This is a genomic window from Undibacterium sp. CY21W (assembly GCF_014284265.1).
In the GTDB taxonomy this organism is placed as follows: Bacteria; Pseudomonadota; Gammaproteobacteria; order Burkholderiales; family Burkholderiaceae_D; genus Undibacterium; species Undibacterium aquatile.
Genome location: NZ_JACOGE010000005.1, coordinates 206,531 through 229,480, shown reverse-complemented (window position 1 = coordinate 229,480; position 22,950 = coordinate 206,531). Strand labels below are relative to the sequence as shown.

Here is a 22,950-nt window from a genome sequence, read left to right as displayed (position 1 = left end):
GGGTACGGGTCATCTAAGTAATGCGGTTCCGCACCGCAGGCTTATTCTTCTGAGCATTCCAACTTCATACTAGCGTTCCAGTTTTGTTGCGGCGATAAAATAATGGGAACATTTACACAAGCTGCCTCCACACAGATGAACGCACGCCCTTCATCATCTGCGAGATCCGCAATTTGCCGCGCGCCCTCATCCCAGGGAGTCCATACGACCGTATCGGGAAAACCATGCTTGTCAATTTGCAGCTCGCCAAGACCGGTCTGCAAAATCAGATGGTCTGGTGTTTGCGCATAAATACTGTCAATCGCATTTTTCACAATCAGTTGATTCGCTCCGTTTGCCGCTGCCTTTTCCTGTGTAAGTTTGTTGTAACTGGGGCTATTTGCCAGCCCCAGTATCGTCGCAAATTGCCCTTCTGCGACGCGGAAATAGGTATGCAACGCAGCCTGAAACGACATTGTTTGTACGCCCTCATTCCGCACTTGCCAATCGACCTGTAAGGCCTGGTCGGTTAAGGTGATGCGTATCGTCGCAGTAAATGAATGCGGCCAAAACTGCATACTTTCAGGGGTATCCGTCAGCACCAGTATCGCGCTTGCCGTATCGTCGTTCTGCTGCACATCCTCAAGCCGCCAAATTGCCGTGCGGGCAAATCCATGCTTGGGTAATGGCCCCAAGTCAGCAAACTGAGGAAAGATGAGAGGAATGCCGCCACGCAAAGGCTGACTCTGATCTGGGGAAGAAAGACGACTCATAAATAACTGTTCATCGCGACCGGCCGGTGACCAGGAGGCGATATGTGCGCCTTGAACACGGATATTGCATCGCGCATGATTTTTGGTATGCAACGCTATCCAGTCTGCATTTGTTTTTTTATTGTTGTTCATCATCGATTAATTTTGATTAATTTTGATTAATTCACTTACAACGTCGCCATTTATACGACATCGTATAACATTTAACAGGCGTTTTCCTATACAATCGCGCCAAAATCATCTCTACGGCGAATAGATACTGCGATGGAAAAATCAGCCTTATTTCCCAATAACACCAGAAGAAAACATAAGAGCCTCTCGCAAAGTCTGGCAGAAAATATCACCGAAAAAATTCGTAGCGGCGCCTTGAAACCTGGGGATAAATTACCGACCGAATCCGCCATCATGGAATTATACGAGGTCAGCCGCACTGTGGTCCGGGAAGCAATTTCCCACTTACAGGCCGGAGGCTTAGTACAGACACGTCATGGTATCGGCACCTTCATTCAGGAACCGCCAAGTAATCCGCTGAGCCTGCATAAAGAAGCCATCGTTACGGTGCGTGACGTTCTCGACATTCTGGAGTTGCGTATCAGCCTTGAAACCGAAGCGGCATGGCTGGCAGCATTACGGCGTACCGACGTGCAAATGGCAGAACTCAGTCTGGCATTAAAAGATATTCTGGGACATGTACAACGGGATACAGAATCCGTGAACGCAGATATGCGTTTTCACCAGTTGATTGCGCAAGCAACCGGCAACCGCTATTTCGTCGATATTCTTTCTGACCTCGGCAGCACACTGATTCCCCGTGCGCGCCTGGATTCCGCAGCGCTGAGCGATGAAGCCAGCAACAGCTATCTGGAACGGGTCAATCGCGAGCATGAAGATATACACGATGCGATCTTACGCAAAGACTCGGAAGCTGCCCGCGCCGCTATGCGCACTCATCTCAGCAATAGCCGCGAACGTTTGCGCCTCGCGCAACAGAAGTTCGAGACTGATCAGCAGTAAATCCTTCGCCATACAAAAACCGCCGGTCTGCCATGCACCAACAATAAAGGCCGGTCAAAGTGACCGACCTACGCTGGTCGTATCTTTGCGCACGTCCAATCAGTGACGCTGACGATAAAACTCCGATATTCTGCGCTCTGACGTAGCGCTGCACCTGCCCCCTCAAAAAAACCACCTGACAAACCACCGGACAAACCACCTGACCAACAGCTGAATTGAATTTATGAATATTCAGTGTTGCATCAACATAAAATCAGTTGTACGATGTCGTACATGTATTTTTGAATTTAAATTTCCAGACTTTTATTTACCTTAATGATTCTGGTGAAACCGATCACCAGACGCTTACTTTTGGAGACATCATGCACCCACAAGAACTGAAAAAAATCCTCTCTTCCGGCCTTCTGTCTTTTCCGCTGACAGACTTTGACGCCAATGGCGACTTCAACGCAAAAACCTATGCGGATCGTCTGGACTGGCTGGCCCCTTATGGTGCGAGTGCTTTATTTGCCGCTGGTGGTACTGGCGAATTTTTCTCACTGACTTCATCCGAATACAGCAGCATCATTAAGGTCGCGGTTGACACATGCCGTGGCAAAGTACCTATTCTGGCAGGTGCCGGCGGCCCTACCCGCGTTGCTATCGCTTACGCACAAGAAGCAGAACGTCTGGGTGCGGATGGCATTTTGTTGTTGCCACATTACCTGACTGAAGCCAGTCAGGATGGCCTGATTGCGCATATTGAAGAAGTTTGTAAATCGGTCAGCTTCGGTGTCGTGGTGTACAACCGTGGCATCTGCCGCTTGACGGCGAACTCGCTTGAAATTCTGGCGGCACGCTGCCCTAACCTGATTGGTTTCAAAGACGGTATCGGCGATATCGAACTGATGGTTTCTATCTGGCGCCGTCTTGGTGATCGCCTGACCTATCTGGGCGGTTTGCCAACAGCCGAAGTTTACGCAGCCGCCTATAAAGCATTGGGCGTGCCGGTGTATTCTTCTGCCGTCTTTAACTTTGTACCGAAACTGGCGATGGACTTCTACCATGCTGTCGCCAAAGATGATCACGCGACAACCAATCGTCTGATCGACGAATTCTTCCTGCCTTATCTGGATATCCGTAACCGTAAATCAGGTTATGCAGTCAGTATCGTTAAAGCAGGTGCGCGTCTGGTCGGCCATAGCGCAGGCCCAGTCCGCGCACCACTGACTGACTTGACGGCCGCCGAAGATGAAATGTTGCGCGAACTGATACTCAAGCAAGGCGCGCAATAAACGGCGATCGTTAAGATCACCCGTATTGTCAACGTAACGTTTTCAGGTGGTTTGCGGTAAACGACCACCTGCACCGGAGAAATAAAGATGGAAATTTCAGGACAAATGCTGATAGGAAGTCAGCGCATCATGGGCCAATCTGGCGGCACCCGTGCAATCAACCCAGCTACCAACGAACAATTGGAACCATTGTTCGGTTACGCCTCAGAAGCTGAGGTCAACCGGGCATGCGAATTGGCTGAACAAGCATTTGACGCCTATCGCCTGACATCGCTGGAACAACGCGCTGCATTTCTGGAGGCAATCGCCGATGGCATTCTGGCGTTGGGTTCAACGCTGATTGAAAGAGCGCATGCCGAAACTGGTCTGCCAGTCGCACGCCTCGAAGGCGAACGTGGTCGCACCGTGAATCAGTTGAAGCTGTTTGCAAAAGTTTTGCGTGATGGTCACTACCTGCAAGCAACGCTGGACTCGGCATTACCAGAACGGACACCGCCACGCCCAGACCTGCGTATGCAGAAAATCGCATTGGGTCCGGTTGCAGTCTTTGGCGCCAGCAATTTTCCTTTAGCCTTCTCCGTTGCCGGTGGCGACACAGCGTCAGCACTGGCTGCCGGTTGCCCGGTCATCGTTAAAGCACACAATGCACATCTGGGCACATCAGAACTCGTAGGCTCAGCAATCCAGCAAGCAGCGATCAGCTCACAAATGCCGGAAGGCGTGTTCTCCATGCTGATTGGCGCGGGTGCGGCAGTCGGGCAAAAACTGGTTGCACATCCTGTCATTCAGGCGGTCGGTTTTACCGGCTCGCGTAGTGGCGGCCTCGCATTAGTGAAAACAGCCAACGAACGCAAAGAACCTATTCCGGTCTACGCAGAGATGAGCAGCATCAATCCTGTGTATCTGTTACCTGCTGTATTGGAAGAAAAAGCCAGCGCACTGGCGAGTCAGTTTGTCGATTCACTGGTGATGGGCGCAGGCCAATTCTGCACTAACCCTGGGCTGGTGCTGATGCAAAAATCAGCGGCAGCAGAACAATTTATCGCAGCGGCAAAACTGGCACTCGAAGGGAAACCAGCGACAACCATGCTGACACCCGGTATTCACGGTGCATATCAGAGCGGCTGCGCGAAAATTACTGAATTAAAAAACGTGCAGATCGCAGCCAAAGGTCAGCCAGCAGCCACTCCAAATGCCGCGCAAGCGATGTTATCGGTGTGCGAAGCCAGCGATTTTCTGCAGACCCCGGCATTGCAGGAAGAAGTATTTGGCCCGTCTTCTGTGATCATGCTGTGTGACGATTTACCGCAAATGCTGGCCGTCACAAAAGAGCTCGAAGGCCAGTTAACTGCAACCGTACATACGGCACCAGACGATCATGTCGCAGCCCGTGCATTATTAACGAGTCTGGAAAAGAAAGCCGGCCGTATCCTGTTTAATGGTTTCCCAACCGGTGTCGAAGTCGCGCACGCCATGGTGCATGGCGGCCCATTCCCTTCAACATCGAACAGTCGCAGTACGTCTGTCGGTGCCACGGCAATTGATCGCTTCCTGCGCCCCGTCTGCTATCAGGCGATTCCATCTGATCTCTTGCCTCCGGCATTAAGTGATGAAAATCCTTGGAAGCTCACAAGAATGGTCGACGGCAGCCTGAAAAATTAATATGATCGCTCCCCTTGGCTGCAACGCTGCCAAGGGGAGTTTGCGGTATACCAAGCACACGAAACAGATGTGCGTAGACATACAGTAACAAGGAGACACTCAGATGAGTTCTAATCAAATCGGCAAATACCGATGGACTATTTGCGCACTGCTGTTTTTTGCGACAACAGTGAATTATCTGGATCGTCAGGTGCTCAGCCTGCTGGCACCGGATTTATCAAAAGAGTTCGGCTGGTCAAATACTGACTACGCCAATATCACCGCTGTATTTCAGTTCGTCTATGCGATTTCCATGCTTTTTGCGGGCCGCCTGATTGATAAAATCGGCACAAAAGCAGCCTACACACTGGCAATCGCGATCTGGTCAATTGGCGCGATATTGCATGCTTACGCCATTCCCGCCGGTGAAGCTACATCAAACTTACTGGCAACGCTTGGCTTAGCAGTCGTGCCAGTGTCGGTTGCTGGCTTCATGTTGTCACGTGCAGTTCTCGCCTTCGGTGAAGCAGGTAATTTTCCCGCTGCAATCAAAGCGACCGCTGAATATTTCCCCAAACATGAACGCTCATTCGCAACCGGGATTTTTAATTCCGGCGCGAATATCGGTGCGATTCTGGCGCCGCTGACCGTACCCTGGATTGCGGCAAAATTCGGCTGGCAAACAGCCTTCATCGTCATCGGCGCAATCGGCTTTGCATGGATGGTTGCCTGGGAGATTCTGTATGACAAACCTGAGAAACAAAAGCGACTCAGTAAAGCAGAACTGGACTACATCCAGCAACATGATGCGCCGGTCAGTGATGCGGTCACGACTGAAAAAACTTCCTGGCTGAAGTTGTTAAGCTATCGCCAGACATGGGCATTCGTCTTCGGTAAATTCATGACGGATGGCGTGTGGTGGTTTTTCCTGTTCTGGCTGCCCAAATATCTGGAAGTCCAGTACAAAATGCAGAAGACAGAAATCGTCATTCCTCTTGCAGTACTGTATAGCATGACGATGGTAGGCAGTATCGGTGGCGGCTGGTTACCAAGCTATTTCATGAAGCAAGGCATGGCTCCGTACACAGGCCGGATGCGAGCGATGTTGCTGATCGCAGTATTTCCGCTGGTCGTATTGCTGGCGCAACCATTCGGCTATATCAGCTCCTGGGTGCCGGTATTACTGATAGGGATAGGTGCTTCTGCGCATCAGGCATGGTCAGCAAATATCTTCACCACTGTTTCTGATATGTTCCCGAAAAAAGCCGTGGCATCAGTGGTCGGTATCGGCGGCATGGCTGGCGGTCTGGGCGGTGTGTTGATTTCAAAATCAGGTGGCTGGCTATTTGATTACTACAAAGCAGCCGGACACATACAGACTGGATACACCATCATGTTTTCATTCTGTGCGGTCGCCTATCTGCTGGCGTGGGCTGTGATGAAAGCCTTAGTCCCTGCACACAAAGACATCACTGACCTGTAACGCCGGAGTATTGACATGCAAGCATTTGCAAACCTTGAAGTTATCGGCAACGAATCCTGCGTGGTAGGCGAAAGCCCGCTCTGGTGCGAAAGCCAGCAGTCCTGGTTCTGGGTTGATATCCCCCAGAAACGTGTCTGGAAATACGACACAAGCAAGCAGCAGAGCCGTTACTGGAACACATCAGAAATGGTGGCCAATATTGCGTTCTCAGCGCAAGGTGATCTGATCGCTGGCATGGAAACCGGGTTATTCCGTTTATCACTGAATGCTGAAATACATGCGGTGGAAACGCGGCTGGTCGCGCTGCCGGAAGCGCAACCGGGATTACGCTTCAACGATGGCAGATGTGATCGTCAGGGACGTTACTGGAGCGGCACCATGTGGATGGACATGGCTGCCGCCAGAAATATCGGCAATCTGTATCGCTACACCAGCGACGACGGCTTGTCTGCGCCCGTCATAGCTGGATTGCTGACGCAAAATGGCCTGGCATGGTCGCCTGATGGCAGAACAATGTATTTGTCAGATTCTCACCCGCAAAGTCAGCTCATCTGGGCATTTGACTACGATACGGATAGCGGAACACCTTCACGCCAGCGTCTCTTTGCAGACATGAAAGAGTTACCGGGGCGCCCCGATGGAGCCGCAGTCGACACCGATGGTTGCTACTGGATTTGCGCCAACGATGGCGGCGCTATTTTGCGTTTCACACCGCAAGGCATAGTCGATCGACAGATTGCATTACCGATGAAAAAACCGGCGATGTGCAGCTTTGGCGGTCCGCATTATGAATGGATGCTGGTGACTTCGATCAATCCGACGCCGGGTCAAAACGATGAGTGGGCGGGAAAAACTATTCTGCTAAAACCGGGAGCGCAAGGAATTGCTGAAACAGGTTTTCAGTTTTAACTACCGCCAAACCTGACAGATATTTCAGCTCCTCGGATACAAAACTAAAGTTTCCAAAAAGCATGAGATACGATAACATACAACGAATCTCACATTATTTCACATAAAAACATTATTTTTTTACTACATTTAATTAGAAATTTGAAAGTTTAGCCAAGAACACCAGATTTAGTTATCTTTATTGCAAATAGTTGTCCGATGTCGTAACTCTGAATTCAACACCCCTCCTTTTTCCGGGAAATACAGATTCGATCCATCTCTGTATTGCCCCCGTAAAGTCCGTTGTATTTTCAAACACGCTTGGCTTCCCTCCGCTGATCAGCTGCGCAACTGCGCCTGCACTTCCGCAATAAGACAGCAAATCTGTTCTGACGAACCCGAATCAATTCACTTTACCTACTTTGCGTAATCACCTGGAGAACAAGATGCAAAAAGCTGTACTAACACGAAACACTCTGGCGGCAGCGCTGGCAATTGCCTGCACCGCGCCTACTGCATTTGCAACGGAAATCAATAACTTCGTCAGTATTTATGGTTTTATCAACGGACAAATTGAGTCGGTTGAAGCCAAAGGTGGTGCCACACCGTACGAGCGTCGTGGTCGTATTTCTGATGGCAACTCGCGCATCGGTTTCACAGGCAACGTTGAAGTCAACAGCGACATCAAAGGTATCTGGCAAATTGAAGGCGGCCTGAACAACTTTGAACAAGCAGGAACCAACGATAACGGACAAACCGCCACACTCGAATCGCGCAATACCTTCGTTGGCTTACAAAGTGAAAAATTCGGTCGTTTTGTGATCGGTAACAGTGACTCTGTTTATCGCAGTCTGGTTGGCTCCGGCAGCGCACTGGGCGGTAACATGGGTATGACCGTACATGGTGTGGACGTGTTCAACAACACATCTGCCCAACTGACCGGTAATCAGGACAGCATTTTCAGCCGTGGTGAATCACGTATGAAAAATTCTGCGCATTATTTATCCCCGGAATTGTTTGGCTTTCAGGCGGGTGCGTCGTATGGCTTCGATGAAGCACGCGCCAGCCGCAGTGATCGCAGCCGTTATTCCTTAGCGCTGAAATACCAATATGAAGGGCTGGCGATCGGCGTTGCTTATGATCGTCAGAACAATACTGGTATCGATTCCACGATGCTGCAACGCGGCTACGGTGTGATTCTGAATGCACAGGAAGGACTCAGCACATCTTATGCAAAAGCCGTCATCAGCTACACGCTGCCAACAAAAACGACGGTTGGCTTTGGCTATGAACGCAGCAGCCTTGGCAACTCTCAATTTATCAATCCATCGGTCGGCTCAATCTACACTGGCAACCGCGACAAAACGCTGAAGCAAGATGCAGTCATTCTGACGCTGGCGCAAGATTACGGTGACGCATCGTTCCTGTTCGGATACGGAAAATTAAACGGCCTCAAAGGCATCAACAGTTTTGCTGAGGATGATTTCCAATCCAAACAACTGTCTTTAGCAGCGACCTACAAGCTCAATAAATTCCTGACGCCATACATCTATCTGACGCGTATCAACAATAACGCTCAAGCCAGCACTAATTTAGGTCAGTCTTCACTGCGCAGTAACAATCTGGGAACCAGTACTGCCTTCTTTGCACCAGGCAACAGCCCACGTGCAATCGGTGTTGGTTTGTTAGCGCGCTTCTGATAAATCACTTCCGGAGACCAAATAATGAAAAAATTAAATCAAGAAACAACATCTGGCCGCATCTTTAAAACGACGGCACTGTTATCGGCACTCACTTCAGCTCTCCTTCTGACAGCATGCGGTGGTGGCGGTGGCAGCGATAACACAGCAACCGCAGTCAGCTACACACCGGGCGCGGTCTTTAAAGTAGGCACGACGACCTTTGATCCAGACTTACCGGCAGAACCACAATTGCCAACGGATGCCCAGGTTTGTGCGACTCTGGAAGCGAGCAATAATCTGGTGCGCCGTCCTGATGGTTCCTTGCCGCCAGAAGCAGATCCATCCAAAACCGGTGTTGGTGTTGCGGTTGATCCTGCAGTTGCTAATCCCGACCAGGCGCGGATTCAGAGTGCACTCGACGCCTGCGGCGCTGCCGTGGACAAAGAAGTCGGTGCGGCGATTGCTGCGGCTGATGCCGCCGCGGTAGCACAACAAACGGCGGCTGCTGTTCCCAATAAAAACATCGCTGGTATCAGCGGAGAGGAACTGGCTAAACCACAATATCGCGGCAGTAAATTTGCAGTACGACTGGTCGTCAACAGTAAAGGCCCGGGTAACGGCTTCATTTCAGGCCCATTGACATTGCCGTCTGGCGTGACATTGTGGATCGATAAAGGAGCCACGCTGTATGCAACACGCGACGTCAAAGCTTACGCACCAAATGTGGCAGGCCCTTACTGCGGCAATACGGCGGTCAGCTCAAGCAAAGCCGGTAGCTCCAGCAATTGTCTTGCGTTGATCAATGGTAATAATCTGATCAACTCTGCCGTCGTCGGTGATGGCTCAATTGATAGCCGTGCTTATGCCGAAATCGTCACAACGGACAAACTGTATCCGATCATGAAGGTCGATATGAGCTGCTCCAATACCTATGCGAACTATGCAAAAGGTACACAAGCGGCGGATGGCACAGCGTGTGACAACGGTGGCACGACGGTCAATTCGAAAACCACAGCCCGTAATATGACATGGTGGGATCTGGCGTATCTCGGCAATATGGTGCAAAACGGCACAACTGGTACAGGTTCGCAATCGAACTTCCGCATGATGGTGTTCAACTATGCGAAGAATCTGACCCTGTATCGCATCACACTCAATAACAGCGCGAACTTCCACGTTGTACCAAGTGGCGTTGACGGCTTTACTGTATGGGGCGTGAAAGTACAGACACCATCACTGGCAGCATTTGCCAATCCGGCAGGTAACGGCAATCCTTTGTACACGGGCGACACCTATACCAAAGACAATGTTAAAAATACAGATGCCTTTGATCCGGGTGCAGCAACCAGTCCGACTATCGTCGCATTGACAACAGGAAAATCAACGACATCCAGTGCAAAACATGCATTTGATGGTTATCTGAAAAACTTCGTCTTCGTCTACAACTATGTCAGTACAGGTGATGACGACGTGGCAATCAAAGGATCATCTAACCCAAGCCCAGCCGGCAGCAATCTGGCAGCGGTTGATGGTATCCGTGATGTCCGTAGCGACCGTAAATCCGGTGCGGTCATTGCACATAACCACATTTACTGGGGTCATGGTATTTCCATTGGCAGTGAAACCAATGCAGGCGTAAAAAATGTCGAGGTGTACGACAATTCCTTCCAGCATTCTGAAGAAGGTCTGCGCATCAAATCCGATTACGCGCGCGGCGGTGAAGTCAGCAATATTAATTACAAAAACATCTGTATTAAAGACGCCGACAACGCACTGTTGTTCACCACTTACTACAGTACAAAAGGCCTTCCAGCAACGGGTCCTAAGGTGCCGAATTTCCATGACATCCGTCTTGAAAATGTACGCATTCTGGGTGACTCCGCAATTAAACTGCAGGGTTTCCAGGCGAACACCGGTGGCTTTAATCTGCCAGCTTTCCCATTAGTGATGAGCATGAACAACGTCGTTGCAGATACACCATCTGCAATGCGTATGACGATGTCTGATGCGCAACTCACGATCAAAGGTGTGAATCTGCCTATCGTGGCATCAACCGACAATCGCGTCACAGTCAATGGTGTTGCGACATGGGCGGTTGACGGTGATCTGGTGCTCGATTGCAGCAAGGCTTTTGTCGACTTCCCGGCCATCGGCCAGTCGAACATTTTTGGTTCGGGATGGGACAAATAAATCCGATTGAACAACAGGCAGCCCGCAGGCAAGCGGTGCAGCCATAAATCAGGCTGACGCCGGCATCACACGATGCATGCGTCAGCCTTTGTCGTTTTTCAGCATTGCCATTCTTGCAGTCTATCCAACTTTTTTGAGGGATATCCCATATGAAAATCTCCACGCGTTTATTAATGTTGGTGGGTGCCGCCATTGTCGCTATCGCCGCCATCGGTGCCAGCAGTCTCAGCACGCTATATTCTGCCCTGATGCATGACAGAGAAATGCAAATCGAGACCATGCTGGCAATGGGTGAAAACCTCGTCAAGCATTACCATGGCTTGCAACTGAATGGCACACTGACGCAAGATGAAGCACAAAAGCAAGCAAAAGCCGCGCTGACGCAACTCCGCTACGGCAGCAGTTATTATTGGGTCAGGCAACCGGATGGCTTGAATCTGGTACATCCTGACACTAAGAAAGTCGGCACGATTTCCCAAGGGCAGACCATGGATGGTCGCCCCGATGCAAGCGCTTATCGCGAGGAGCTGGCGAAATCCCATATCGCGCTGGTCAGCATGAAATCGCAACGACCAGATGGCAGCCTGGCTCCGAAATTAAATGGACTGGTTGAATTCACGCCATGGAACTGGTGGATAGGAACCGGTTTTTTCAGCGATGATATTAACCAAACCTATTGGCAATCAGCGACCACACAAACGATCATTTTTGTGATCGCGCTGATTATTCTGATCGGCTCAGGCTGGCGCATCATCCGTTCCATCAGCGCCATCCTTGGTGGTGAGCCAGCTTATGCTGCCAATATCACACGTCAGATCGCAAATAATGATCTGTCTGTCGACGTCGCTCTGGAAAAAAATCAATCTGGCAGCCTGCTTGGTGCCATCGTCGCCATGCAGGAGCAGTTAGCGACAACCGTACGCAGCATACGTCAAAGCTCCGAAAACATTGCCACCGCATCTTCTGAAATTGCTGCAGGCAATCTCGATTTATCGTCCCGCACGGAAGAACAGGCCAGCGCACTGGAAGAAACATCGGCGACGATACATGAGCTGGAAAGCACGGTCAGAAAAAATACCGAAAATGCCAGAAATGCGAATCAGCTGACAATCGATGCGACGATGCTGGCGAATCGTGGCGGTGCGGTCATGAAGGACATGCTGACGACCATGGATGCGATCAATCAATCATCAAAAGCGGTCGTCGATATTGTCAGTCTGATTGACGGCATTTCATTTCAGACGAATATTCTGGCGTTGAATGCAGCGGTTGAAGCAGCACGCGCCGGTGAACAAGGGCGTGGCTTTGCCGTGGTGGCTGCGGAAGTACGAAATCTCGCGCAACGCTCGGCTTCAGCCGCAAAAGAAATCAAGAGTTTGATTGACGCCTCACAATCTCATATGCTTAGCGGCAACCAACTGGCACAAGAGGCCGGGAACTCGATGACGCAAATTGTCGGCGGTATCGAAAAAGTCGCCTCTATCATGCGCGATATCACGATGGCCAGTGAAGAACAGCACACCGGCATCATACAAATTACGGAAGCGATTCGTCAGATGGACAGTGTGACACAACAAAATGCAGCACTGGTGGAACAAGCTGCCGCGGCAGCCGACAGTATGCAATTGCAGGCGGCGGATATGGCAGGACTGGTCAGAGTGTTTAAACTCAAGGATGACGAAGTCACTGAGATTTCAAAAATCAAGACGATACACCCGGCAAAGGAAGCGATGAACTTGAAAGCCATACGCCGTTAAGCCAACAACAAAAAAATAGCGGCAAAACAAATGCCGCTACCATTCTTAAAAGCGCATCCGGGAAATAACCAGATGTGCTTTTTTTACGCAGAATACTCGCGCGTGATCACTTCTTTACCAATCTTCACATTACGCAACTTCAATCCTTTGACGTTATACAGATACATTGCCTGCGTGCCCGCTGCTGGCGTACCAAAATCACAATCAGTAATCGTCACATCACGAACAGGAAACACTTCTGGCATCGGTGCACTACCGTTATAGTCGGAGGCAACCGGCCCCAGAATAACGATCGACTGGTAACTGGAATACTCACCTTTTGCCGTCTTCACGTTCCCCACCCGGACATTGGAAATATGCACATCCTCAACCACAGGTGGGCGTATCCTCACGTTATCGCTGACGGGTGTGTAATCGCAGTCAAAAGTGACTATCGCACCGGCGGCCGTGGCAACCGTCTTCGATGCGATAGGTGAGCCCGGTAAGGATGTATAAAATGATGGCGAAGTCTGCACGCCATTTGGAATCTTGACATTACGCACATAGAAGTGCTTCAGATATCCGCCCCTATTCAGATTCGTTTTCAGACGAATCGCTGTATTTAAGGGATTGGTTTGCCAGTGTACGTTTTCAAACAATAAATTCTGCGCATAAACATGCTCGATGCCGCCCGCCATTTCACTGCCAAGCGTGACGGCGCCATGGCCACTCTGCATCGTACAATTCTGAATCACGATATGGCGCGATGGTCCATATTGTGTATCCAGATTTTTCCCCGCCTTAATCGCAATACAGTCGTCACCGGAATCAAAAGTACAGCCATCCACCAGAACATGGTCGCATGCCTCCGGATCAAAACCATCGCTGTTAGGTCCGTGGCTTTTCGCATGAACGCGGCGAATCACGACATGCTGACAATTCACCGGATGATGCTGCCAGAATGGCGTGTTCCTGACCTCATACCCCTCCATCAATACTTTACGACAACCGATAAACTGTATCATTGGCGGACGCAGAAAATGTCCTTTACCAAATACGCGCTGAGGTAAAGGAACACCAGCCTCTGACAATGCAGGCAGGTAGCTGGCGTCAGCACGCCATTTATCGTCGTTGCCTTGTATCAGCGCCTGCAGTTCCGGGCTGATCTGCGGCGCTACTTCTTTTAAAGTTTTAGCATTGAGTGGATTCACCGCATTTTCGGATGGCTTACCGGGGCGATAATTCGGCACGGAACTCTGTGCAACTGCATTCAGCGTTTTCAGCTTGCCTTTCCAGGTCCACCAGCAATCGCCGAATTCATTAAATGGCACGCCACCCTGCCCGTCTAATACCGCAGTCCAGTCTTCACCCGTCAATGCAATATTTTCTTGTCCTATCGCATAGATCATGGGCGAATAGTTCAGACAGTCATTGCTCTGCCAGCGGGAAATACTTAACTTGCCGTTTTTTCCGCAATCAACGTCGCCGTATTTCGCATAGTCGTCGGGCTGATGACTGAAATAGACGTGTGCTCCGGCCTGCAAGTGAACCTTAACATTCGATAACAAGACGATAGGCCCGGCACAAAACCAGTCACCAGCAGGAATTAACACGCGGCCGCCGCCTTCGCGGTGACAAGTTTCTATCGCATTACGAATTGCTGAATAACAGTCAAAAGACGATGCCGCTGGAGTCTGTAACACCCCCTGATCCTCAAACGAACTCCATGCCTGTACTTTTTGCAGCTCACATGTTTTTGCACCGTATCGTGTAATGGGATAATCCGCTTCGCGAAAATGGAATGGAACACTCAGCTTCGTAATAATTTCTGAGGCTCTTTTCCATGGATCGGCTGGTGTTTGTCGCTGTGCCGCACTGGCCGCCGCCCAAGGCATACTGCTACCGATACCGATTGCCGCGAGTTGCTTCAGTAAGCGGCGTCGCCCCTGATACTTCTGGTCAGCAAGGGATTCCGATGATGTGTTCAAGGTCATGTCGTACTTCCTTCTTTTGTCTCAAATTATTCGTATTGATTATTGAATTCGCCCAGAAATTGCATGGGTGCAGGTGCAGCCTGATAGCCAAAAGCCGTAGGGCTGATTGTGCTCACAGATAAATTTCGCCAGAAGTCGTCGCTGTTAAATTGCGCAGGACGATACGGCAAGGTGCCATTTTTATTCCAGTCGGACCAAGGCGTAAGCGGATGTATATGAGCACCGATCACAGAATTGAGCACAATCATTTTCCCTACCGTTTCTATCGTCTGACGGGTAATCGTGCCAGATGGACTGACAAACTGATCTGTCGTTCCGGCCTCGCAACGATAGCCGTCGATAGGTACTTTGCCGTACGGCGTGCAACGCTGATTATGAAACCATTGACGGACCAGATAAAATTTCCCGGCCATCGCATTGCTGCTCTGATCATGGGTAAAGCGGCAGCGGTTAAATACAAATCCGTAACGTGAATTCAGATTCGTACTTGGTGCCGCGACGTAAGAACTGGTACGAGGACCTAATGAGCGTATCTCCGTCTCAAGAAAATACGCGGTCGCATCACCAAAAATGTAATCAACGTCACCTTCGATATAAGAATGATAGAAGAAGTGACGAGCGGTCTGCCCTGATTTGCCGGCGCGCATATACAAGGTATCCTGCAATCCCAGCAGACGCACTTGTTCAAACTGAGCTTTGTCGACACCATCAGTCATCATCGCTAAGGCCTGATGATGCACCATCAGGCTTTTCCCATACACGCCATTTCCGGGGCAATCAGCTCCTTCACACGCCTGTGGTGCCGGTGCGCCAGTTTTGTTATAACTGTTTTCAATGGTGATATCACGCATCTGGAATGCCTGACTTTTCACCCACAGCACGGCCGTACCAAATGTCCCGATAATCGGACGGATACGAATGCTGTTAAACATGTCAGTAATCGCTGCCGGAGCCTGCGCAAACTGCGCCCCGAAACGCTCCTGATATTGTGCTCCGCTGATTGCGGCATCCAGATTGGCACGGATACGTGTCGTGGCAGCGTCTCTGCCAATCACGCTGATGGGGACGGATGTTTCAGGGATATATACCAGTCCATCATAGACTCCGGGCTCCACCAGAACAGTGATGCGGCGGGATGCCGGTAAGCGATGCGCCAGATCGGCTGTCACGATCTGATTGATCACATCCTGCAAGCGCTGAAAACGGTGCATACCGTCAGCTGGCTCGCTGGCATTGACAATATAGTCGGGTGTTATCTGCTGCGCATGAACAACCGGCGAAGACAAAGGGTCCCATACATCACGTTGCTCTTTTCCTGGCAAACCTGCATAACCAAGAACTTCGTCATAAGAAAAATGAGCAGCCTGTGCTTCATTTAACTGCGGGCGTTTATCTGTCGGCGATGGCGAAGGATAAGCCACAAATGCATAGGCGCAGGCAGTGTCTTTTGTCGCTGATTGCAGCGGCTGCCACGCAAAATTCTGGTTCAGCGTCGATTGCACAACAGCCGATGACCACAGTGCGTTTTCTCTGACGATCGTACTTTGTTCAGGAACGATTAAATCATTGGCGCTCATTCTGAGCGGTCTTGTTGCGTCGTAGCCATGAAATATCAGTTTTCCCGGCGTCAGCACTTGCACACGTTCGAGATGAATATCACGATATTCCGGTATCAGATCACCCGATGCACGCTTACCGTAATGCGTGTCAAAATCCAGCGGTGCTTTACTGTTCTGTATGCAGATATCCCTATAAGTCACGTCCTGCACCAGCCCCCCACGCGACACGTCACTCTTAATGCGCAAACCCGAAGTAGCACCATCAATACTCAGATTTTCGACCAGCACGTGTCGGATATTGCCGTTGGTTTCACTACCGATGGACATACCGTGCCCAGAGTAAAAGTGATTATCACTGATGGTAATGTTCTCGGTCGCCCCCTGATTGCCCGCCTTAATCGCGACGTTATCGTCACCGGTACGAATGTAACTTTTGGTGATCGTGATATTGCGGGAAGAAATGGGGTCAATACCATCGGTGTTTCTGGCAGTGGCTGGAGTATCAATATGTATCCCCCAAGCGGTAAAGCCATCCACCTGATTCAGAGTGACATGAAAATTAGCCGAGTTTTTCAACCATATTCTGTGCAATGCCATCTCGCGCGACTGCGTTATTTCCAACATGCGCGGCACGTTCTGATGCAAGTCTTCACGCTGGGCACGACGTGCTATTTCCCACCAACTCTCGGAACTGCCAAGAATTTTCTTTCCGCCCTGACCATCAATCACGCCATCGCCAAATAGCCCGGCATTCTGTGACTGAGTAATGCTGATCAGCGGGCGGCAACCACGTCCCTTTTGATCGACTGTGCCACAACTTTTCTCACCTTTATCATAATCAGCAGGCAAGCGTGATCCAGCCAGCACCACACCAGCATCAATCACCAGAGAGACGCCCGCTTTCATCTGCAATGCACCGGTAAGAAAATAATTTTTATCGCTATGTCTGACCAGACGTACTGCTTTGCCGGATGGGCATTGATTGATCGCTTGCTGCAGGCGCTGCGTGTCAGGTGCTGCCAATGTCTGCGCATCAACCTCGTTCATGTTCAGTTGCGCTGGTAACAATTGACAGATGGACGGCGCAAGCGGTTCTTTCACCGGCCTGCTATCCTGCGCGCAGACATCCGCAGCAAACAGGCTGGACATCATCAGCAACACACTGGCGTAGCGGGAAACCATGCTGAATAGTGGCTGCCGCTGTTTCATGTTGTATCTCATTTTGAACTTCCTCTGATCATGCCATTACCGATTTCAGGATCTACAGCCACGAGAGCCTGTACGACCATCGCAGAAAAAATCGCTGCGCCTTTTTTACCGACATGGGTACGGTCAAACGCACTTTTCGCGGTGCCCTGACGCTCTACTGTTGCCAATGTGCTGCCACTGGTCGGCGCGACGATTTCAGGTGGCGGCGACACCATTGCCAGCGTATCAGCTTCGCTTTGCCCCATCGCGGCAACCAGCGCGTGGCTTTGCTGATTCAGGTCTATCGCTGGCACCTGCTTTTCGCTGGCGACACGCAAACTGGCTTCCGCCCACGGACGCAAATCGTTTGGCAGTACGCCATCTTTGAAGGTTCTGCGCGTGAGAGGTGTCAGCAAAATAATTTCAGCACCAGCAGTTCTGACCTCGTCGACATAGCGCGCGAGGTTAACCGGAAATTCTGTCGCCAGATCGGTAGAGCGTCCGGGCTTACCAGGCTGATCGTTATGCCCGAACTGCATCAACACCACGCGGCGTTTATCTGTGTCGCGTCGCAATTGTTGCATCACTATCTCCCAGGAACCTTCTGCCCTGTAACTACCAGAACTGCGGCCACCCTTCGCAAGATTCAGGCACGTTACTTCTTTCAAAAAACGTTCGCACAATGCATTGCCATAGCCGCTGTTCGGTGCCATGGTCGAGTCGCCGACAAGAATAATTTCGAGTGGGCGGGTATCTTTCATGACTGGCACCGGCCCCTGACAGGCCATCCATAGCGGAGCAGAACAAGCGAGCAAAACGACACGAAGTAATGTCTTCATGATGTCATCCAATTTAAAAAAAGAGCCTCACGAGGAGGCTCCAAACTGACTACAGGGAAGTGGTCAGACAGACAATGTTTTGTTGTAGACTGTGCCGCCGACACGGACATTTTTCAGTACCAGGTCTTTGACATTAAAGAGATACATAGGATTCTCTTTATTCACCGGATTACCAAGATCACAGTCAGAAATAGTGACATTCTTTACCGGAACAATTTTGGGTGCAGGTGATGCGGGCCCGTTGTAATCGCTGGGTACAGGCCCCAGAATAACGATAGCCTGATAGCTGGAGAATTGCCCTGCACCAGTGTCAACGTTACCTACATTAACGTTAGAAATGTGAATATCGGAAACCACAGGTGGACGTGTACGGACATTGTCGTTGATCGGATCGTAACCGCAGTCGATGGTAATAACCGCACCGGCAGAAGTTGCCACCGATTTCGTCGGGATTACTGAGCCGGGCAAGGTTGAGTAAAACGCCGGTGTCGTACGGATACCATTCGGAATACTGATATTCCTGATGTGCAGATTTTTCAGGAAACCACCGCGACTCATATTGCATTTAAAACGAATCGCAATATTCAATGGATCAGTTTTCCAATGACTGTTTTCAAATACCAGATTCTGCGCAAACACGTTCTGAATGCCTGCCGACATAATGCTGCCAAATGTCATCGCGCCATGCCCGCTGTGCATCTTGCAGTTTTGCACGACGATATTTTGTGACGGACCATATTGCACATCCGGCCCTTTTCCAGCATCAACAGCGATGCAATCATCGCCAGTATCAAACGTCGAATCTTCGATCAGGACGTAGTTACAGGATTCAGGATCGAAGCCATCGCTGTTCGGGCCTACGCTGTTGGCGTAAATGTTTTTCACATGAACATTGCGACATCCGACCGGGTTATGTTGCCAGAATGGCGTATTCGTTACCTGATACCCCTGAAACAAAACATTGCTGCAATTAATGAACTGCACCATGTGTGGGCGAAGGAAATGGCCTAAACCGAAAACACGTTTATCAGCGGCGACTCCGGCTTCCGCCAGCGCCCGCAGATAATTCGAGTCACGACGCCATTTATCACCCTCGCCCTGAATGAACAGGCGTTTTTCTTCCGTCAGATGCGGCGCAACTTCCGCCAGCGATACAGGATTCTGCGGATTCAGAGATACTTCTGTCTCGCCTTTCTGATGCTTGATCCAGTCGCCACTGCCAGGGGCAATATCACCGACCGAACTTGGCTTTTCACGCCCCTTCCAGGACCACCAGCAATACGGACTGTCGGTGAAATTAACACCGGCCTGTCCATCCAGAATCGACGTCCAGTCATCACCCGTCAACGCGATATTTCGCTGACCGTACGCATACACCATAGACGAGAAATTCAGACAATCATTGCCTTCCCAGCGTGTCATGGAGAGCTTGCCGTTTTTGCCGCAGTCATACTTACCGTATTTGGCGTAATCCGCCGGATTATTACTGAAATAAACATGTGCACCAGCATTCAGATGCACATTCACATTGGAGAGCAAAACGATAGGTCCGGCACAGTACCAATTCCCCGTCGGAATCACCACACGCCCGCCCCCAGCCGCATGGCAGGCAGCAATCGCAGCGGCAATAGCTGGATAACAATCGGTCGCTTCAGCAACAGGCGTCTGCAAGGTTTTGCGTTCGACGAAAGAAACCCATGCTTCTACCGGTTTTACTTCACAGGTTTTGGCACCATAACTGGTGACCAGAAAATCTTCTTTGCGAAAATGGATAGGCTTGGCAAAGCGATCAATAATCGCCTGCGCCTGTTTCCATGGATCTTGTTTCGTTGTCGCAGCGATGGCTTCGCTGGCCAGACCACTGCCCATCAACAGTCCGACACTGGATGCGGCTTGCAACAGGCTTCTGCGTTTTTCGTTAATCACAACACTCATAATTTTTCCATCTTTTAAAATGTCCCTGACCTGCAAGGCCAGGGACTAAGCACTATCAGAAGTCGTAAGACAAGCGAACATTTAAAGCACGGCCAACAGGGCTCGCGGCGCTGCTCAGATAACCGTAGGTGTAAGCGTTATGATTAGTGACAGGAGGACGGGCATTCAGAAGATTCGAAATGCCTGCGGAAATTGCCATGTTTTTAAAGCCACGGTAATTCACTGTCCAGTTCCAGATGGAATACGACTCGATATCACGGAAATACTCTGGTGCCACCAGGTTCTGATCGTGATAACCAGTGTTGAAGTTTTGCGTCAACTGTGATGCCCAGTCGCCACGATCCCAGGATAAACTCAGTGTGTGCTTCCAACGGAAAGTGATGATAGGCATGCTGGAAGTGGTGCCATTGCTTGCTGCACCAAAACGACCGATATTCGACACATACGGGCTATCTTTTTCCAGCTGATTATCAAACTGCGTCAGATAAGTACCGTCAAGTTTCACCTTAAAATTGCCTGCGGATGTTTTCGGGAAAGCATAGGCCAGTGAAACGTCGATACCGGAAGCTTTTTGACCACCCAGATTCATCGTGACATTTTTGATGAATGCCAGTGAACCATCGGCATTACGCACAAACAGATCAGCGTATTTTTGCGGATTCGTGAAATAAACCTGTTCTGGTAAGTTCGCCAGCATGTCGGTCATTTCTATATGCCAGTAATCAGCCGATACTGTCAGATTTTTCAACGGTTCAACCACGAGACCGAAGGTATAACCTTTGGATTTTTCTGGCTGCAAATCAGCGTTGCTACCGGTTTGCTTAGGCAAGGTCGTATTACAGACCGTGGAAGCAACCAGACCAGGTAAGGCTTTACCCGTGCCAGCGACGCCTGGCGTGCCGCCCGGACATTGCACAGGATCATCCCATTTCGCTGCTGTTTTTGTCGTTGCACCTGGCAAACGGTAACCGTAGCGGTCGAACAAAGTCGGTGCACGGAAACCCGTGTTAGCAGAACCACGGAACATCAGTTCTTTGGTTGGCTGATAACGGAAGCTGGCTTTAGGGTTGATCGTATTACCGAAATCGCTGAAATGGTCGTCACGTACAGCAAAGTTCAGATTCAGTTCTTTGGTCAATGGTACTTCTAACTCAGCGTAAGCCGCAGCGACATTCCGGCTGGATTTCGCAAACGATGGCGAAGCGCCTGCATACGTTGCAATATTAGTGATGTCCGTCTTTTGATCTTCAGTCGTATCACGGTGATAGTCCGTACCCAGCGCCAGCATCATCGGGCCGCCGGCCAGATTTGACAACTCACGCGACACCGTCAGATCGACGCCGGTAAATGTACTGACAGAATGCCGGTTCAAGGCACCATCGACCGAGATACTTTTCAGATATGCCAGCCCGGCAGAATCTTGTAAACCGAATGGATTCAGGGTGCCGTTGCTGATACCTTTCAGTAAATCAGCCCCGCTTACATAACCAGAGTCATAGTAGTTTTCACGCAGACTGTGACCATAAACAAAACCAAGTTTGTAGTCCCATGAGGCGATACGCCCTTCGTCGTTCACGGCGATACGCTGGTTCACTTGTTTATCTTTGGTTGTTGCCAGCCCCAGATCAGCAACACTCCAGGTGACAGTCAGAGGCTCGCCCTTCAGACCAGCAACTGCAGGTACACCACCGCTACCGCCCGGATACCATTTACTGCTTGACGGTAATTGCGCCGTCACACCATTCGCAGCCAGACTTGTTGTTGGATTTTTAGTACCCAGGATGTATTCCTGTCCGCGCATGTAATCCACCGTCAAGGTGTGATCTTCATTGAAGCGTTTTGTGAATTTGGTGTAGAACGTCACCTGCTCATTGCCGTACAAAGCACTCCCGTACGCAGCATCGTTCAAAATACAAGTATTTTTTGCACCTTGCATCGAATATGGTGATTGGCAACCTGAAGCGTAGTAAGGATTTTGTGCGTTTTTATTTGTTGCGGTCGTGAAGTTGGCAGGCATCGAATAACCGCCACTACCCAATGCGGGTGCACGACCAATACTCGTCAGAATATCATTTGTACTTAATTCGGCGCGATCTGATGCCGCCAGACGACTGCGACGATGTGCGTCAACAGTGGCATACCAGTTCCAGCCATCTTGTGCCAGGTTGCCGAAACCGACAGTTCCGCTGATACGCTGCTCATCTGCACCGCCATTTTTTTGTGGCTGTACCAATTGCGCAGATATCGTTTTACCTTCAAATGTGCGTTTGGTGATGAAGTTAACTACGCCACCGATCGCATCCGAACCATAAATCGAGGAAGCACCATCACGCAATATCTCTACGCGTGCAATCGCACTCATAGGAATCACATCCAGATTGGCATAGCCGTCGGCAATCGCTTCGTTCGCCAGACGACGTCCATTCAACAACACCAGCGTGCGGTTAACACCCAAACCGCGCAGATTGATGTTTGTACCTGAGCCTGCATTTGAAGGTGCCAGCGATGCTGATTCCGGCAATGCCATCATCAGATCGGCAAGTGTGGTCATACCACGTTTTTCCAGCTCTTCACCAGTCACCATCGTGACAGGCAACGATGCCTCGGTAGCCAGACGACGGATAGAAGACCCCGTGACTTCTACCTTTTGTATTTCTTCTGCCTGCACCTGATTGACCAGCGTCAGAACAGCAATACTGACGCTGCTCAGCATAAATGCGGAACGGCTCGTTACTTTCTTTTTCATTCTAATGTCTCCTCAAACTCCTATTTTTC

Annotated in this window: 14 protein-coding genes; 8 read left to right on the top strand and 6 right to left on the bottom strand. The window is 50.3% G+C overall.

Features of this window, described 5'->3' with window-relative positions; translation table 11 throughout:
- Positions 1 to 41: 41 nt before the first annotated feature.
- Positions 42 to 887 carry a D-hexose-6-phosphate mutarotase gene (locus H8K29_RS13355; RefSeq protein ID WP_186897973.1) on the bottom strand — a complete coding sequence of 282 codons (846 nt, stop codon included), beginning with the start codon at positions 885 to 887 and terminating at the stop codon, positions 42 to 44.
- 129 nt (positions 888 to 1,016) lie between these two features.
- Between H8K29_RS13355 and H8K29_RS13350 the strand changes: the two genes are divergently transcribed.
- The 8 genes from H8K29_RS13350 (at position 1,017) to H8K29_RS13315 (ending at position 12,681) form a co-directional block, all read left to right on the top strand.
- A complete protein-coding gene (locus H8K29_RS13350; RefSeq protein ID WP_186897972.1) occupies positions 1,017 to 1,766 on the top strand; it encodes a FadR/GntR family transcriptional regulator in 750 nt (249 codons plus the stop codon).
- Positions 1,767 to 2,128: 362 nt separating this feature from the next.
- Positions 2,129 to 3,040 (top strand): 5-dehydro-4-deoxyglucarate dehydratase, encoded by a 912-nt coding sequence (gene kdgD, locus H8K29_RS13345; protein WP_186885168.1) that lies wholly within the window; start codon positions 2,129 to 2,131, stop codon positions 3,038 to 3,040.
- An 87-nt stretch (positions 3,041 to 3,127) separates the two neighbouring features.
- The gene (locus H8K29_RS13340; protein ID WP_186897971.1) at positions 3,128 to 4,702 is read left to right on the top strand and encodes an aldehyde dehydrogenase (NADP(+)); all 1,575 of its coding nucleotides are present in this window, start codon (positions 3,128 to 3,130) and stop codon (positions 4,700 to 4,702) included.
- Positions 4,703 to 4,805: 103 nt separating this feature from the next.
- Positions 4,806 to 6,164, top strand: coding sequence for an MFS transporter (locus H8K29_RS13335; protein WP_186897970.1), 1,359 nt, complete (start codon positions 4,806 to 4,808; stop codon positions 6,162 to 6,164).
- Between the two features lie 15 nt (positions 6,165 to 6,179).
- Positions 6,180 to 7,073: an SMP-30/gluconolactonase/LRE family protein gene (locus tag H8K29_RS13330; protein ID WP_186897969.1), complete on the top strand. Its 894-nt coding sequence runs from the start codon at positions 6,180 to 6,182 to the stop codon at positions 7,071 to 7,073.
- Positions 7,074 to 7,498: 425 nt separating this feature from the next.
- Entirely contained in the window at positions 7,499 to 8,752 is a 1,254-nt protein-coding gene (locus tag H8K29_RS13325) for a porin (protein ID WP_186897968.1), read from the top strand.
- Between the two features lie 24 nt (positions 8,753 to 8,776).
- Positions 8,777 to 10,924, top strand: coding sequence for a glycoside hydrolase family 28 protein (locus tag H8K29_RS13320; protein WP_186897967.1), 2,148 nt, complete (start codon positions 8,777 to 8,779; stop codon positions 10,922 to 10,924).
- A 149-nt stretch (positions 10,925 to 11,073) separates the two neighbouring features.
- Positions 11,074 to 12,681, top strand: a complete 1,608-nt coding sequence (locus H8K29_RS13315) for a methyl-accepting chemotaxis protein (protein ID WP_186897966.1) — start codon at positions 11,074 to 11,076, stop codon at positions 12,679 to 12,681.
- An 83-nt stretch (positions 12,682 to 12,764) separates the two neighbouring features.
- Here H8K29_RS13315 and H8K29_RS13310 read toward each other — a convergent pair whose 3' ends face one another.
- From H8K29_RS13310 to H8K29_RS13290, 5 genes are all read right to left on the bottom strand, one after another.
- A complete protein-coding gene (locus tag H8K29_RS13310) occupies positions 12,765 to 14,654 on the bottom strand; it encodes a glycoside hydrolase family 28 protein (protein ID WP_186897965.1) in 1,890 nt (629 codons plus the stop codon).
- A 26-nt stretch (positions 14,655 to 14,680) separates the two neighbouring features.
- Entirely contained in the window at positions 14,681 to 17,422 is a 2,742-nt protein-coding gene (locus tag H8K29_RS13305) for a pectinesterase family protein (protein ID WP_255423376.1), read from the bottom strand.
- A gap of 8 nt (positions 17,423 to 17,430) precedes the next feature.
- Positions 17,431 to 18,240, bottom strand: coding sequence for a rhamnogalacturonan acetylesterase (locus tag H8K29_RS13300; protein WP_255423375.1), 810 nt, complete (start codon positions 18,238 to 18,240; stop codon positions 17,431 to 17,433).
- Positions 18,241 to 18,303: 63 nt separating this feature from the next.
- Complete coding sequence (locus H8K29_RS13295) at positions 18,304 to 20,175, bottom strand: glycoside hydrolase family 28 protein (RefSeq protein WP_186897964.1); 1,872 nt, start codon at positions 20,173 to 20,175, stop codon at positions 18,304 to 18,306.
- A 55-nt stretch (positions 20,176 to 20,230) separates the two neighbouring features.
- Complete coding sequence (locus H8K29_RS13290) at positions 20,231 to 22,921, bottom strand: TonB-dependent siderophore receptor (RefSeq protein ID WP_186897963.1); 2,691 nt, start codon at positions 22,919 to 22,921, stop codon at positions 20,231 to 20,233.
- Positions 22,922 to 22,950 lie beyond the last annotated feature (29 nt).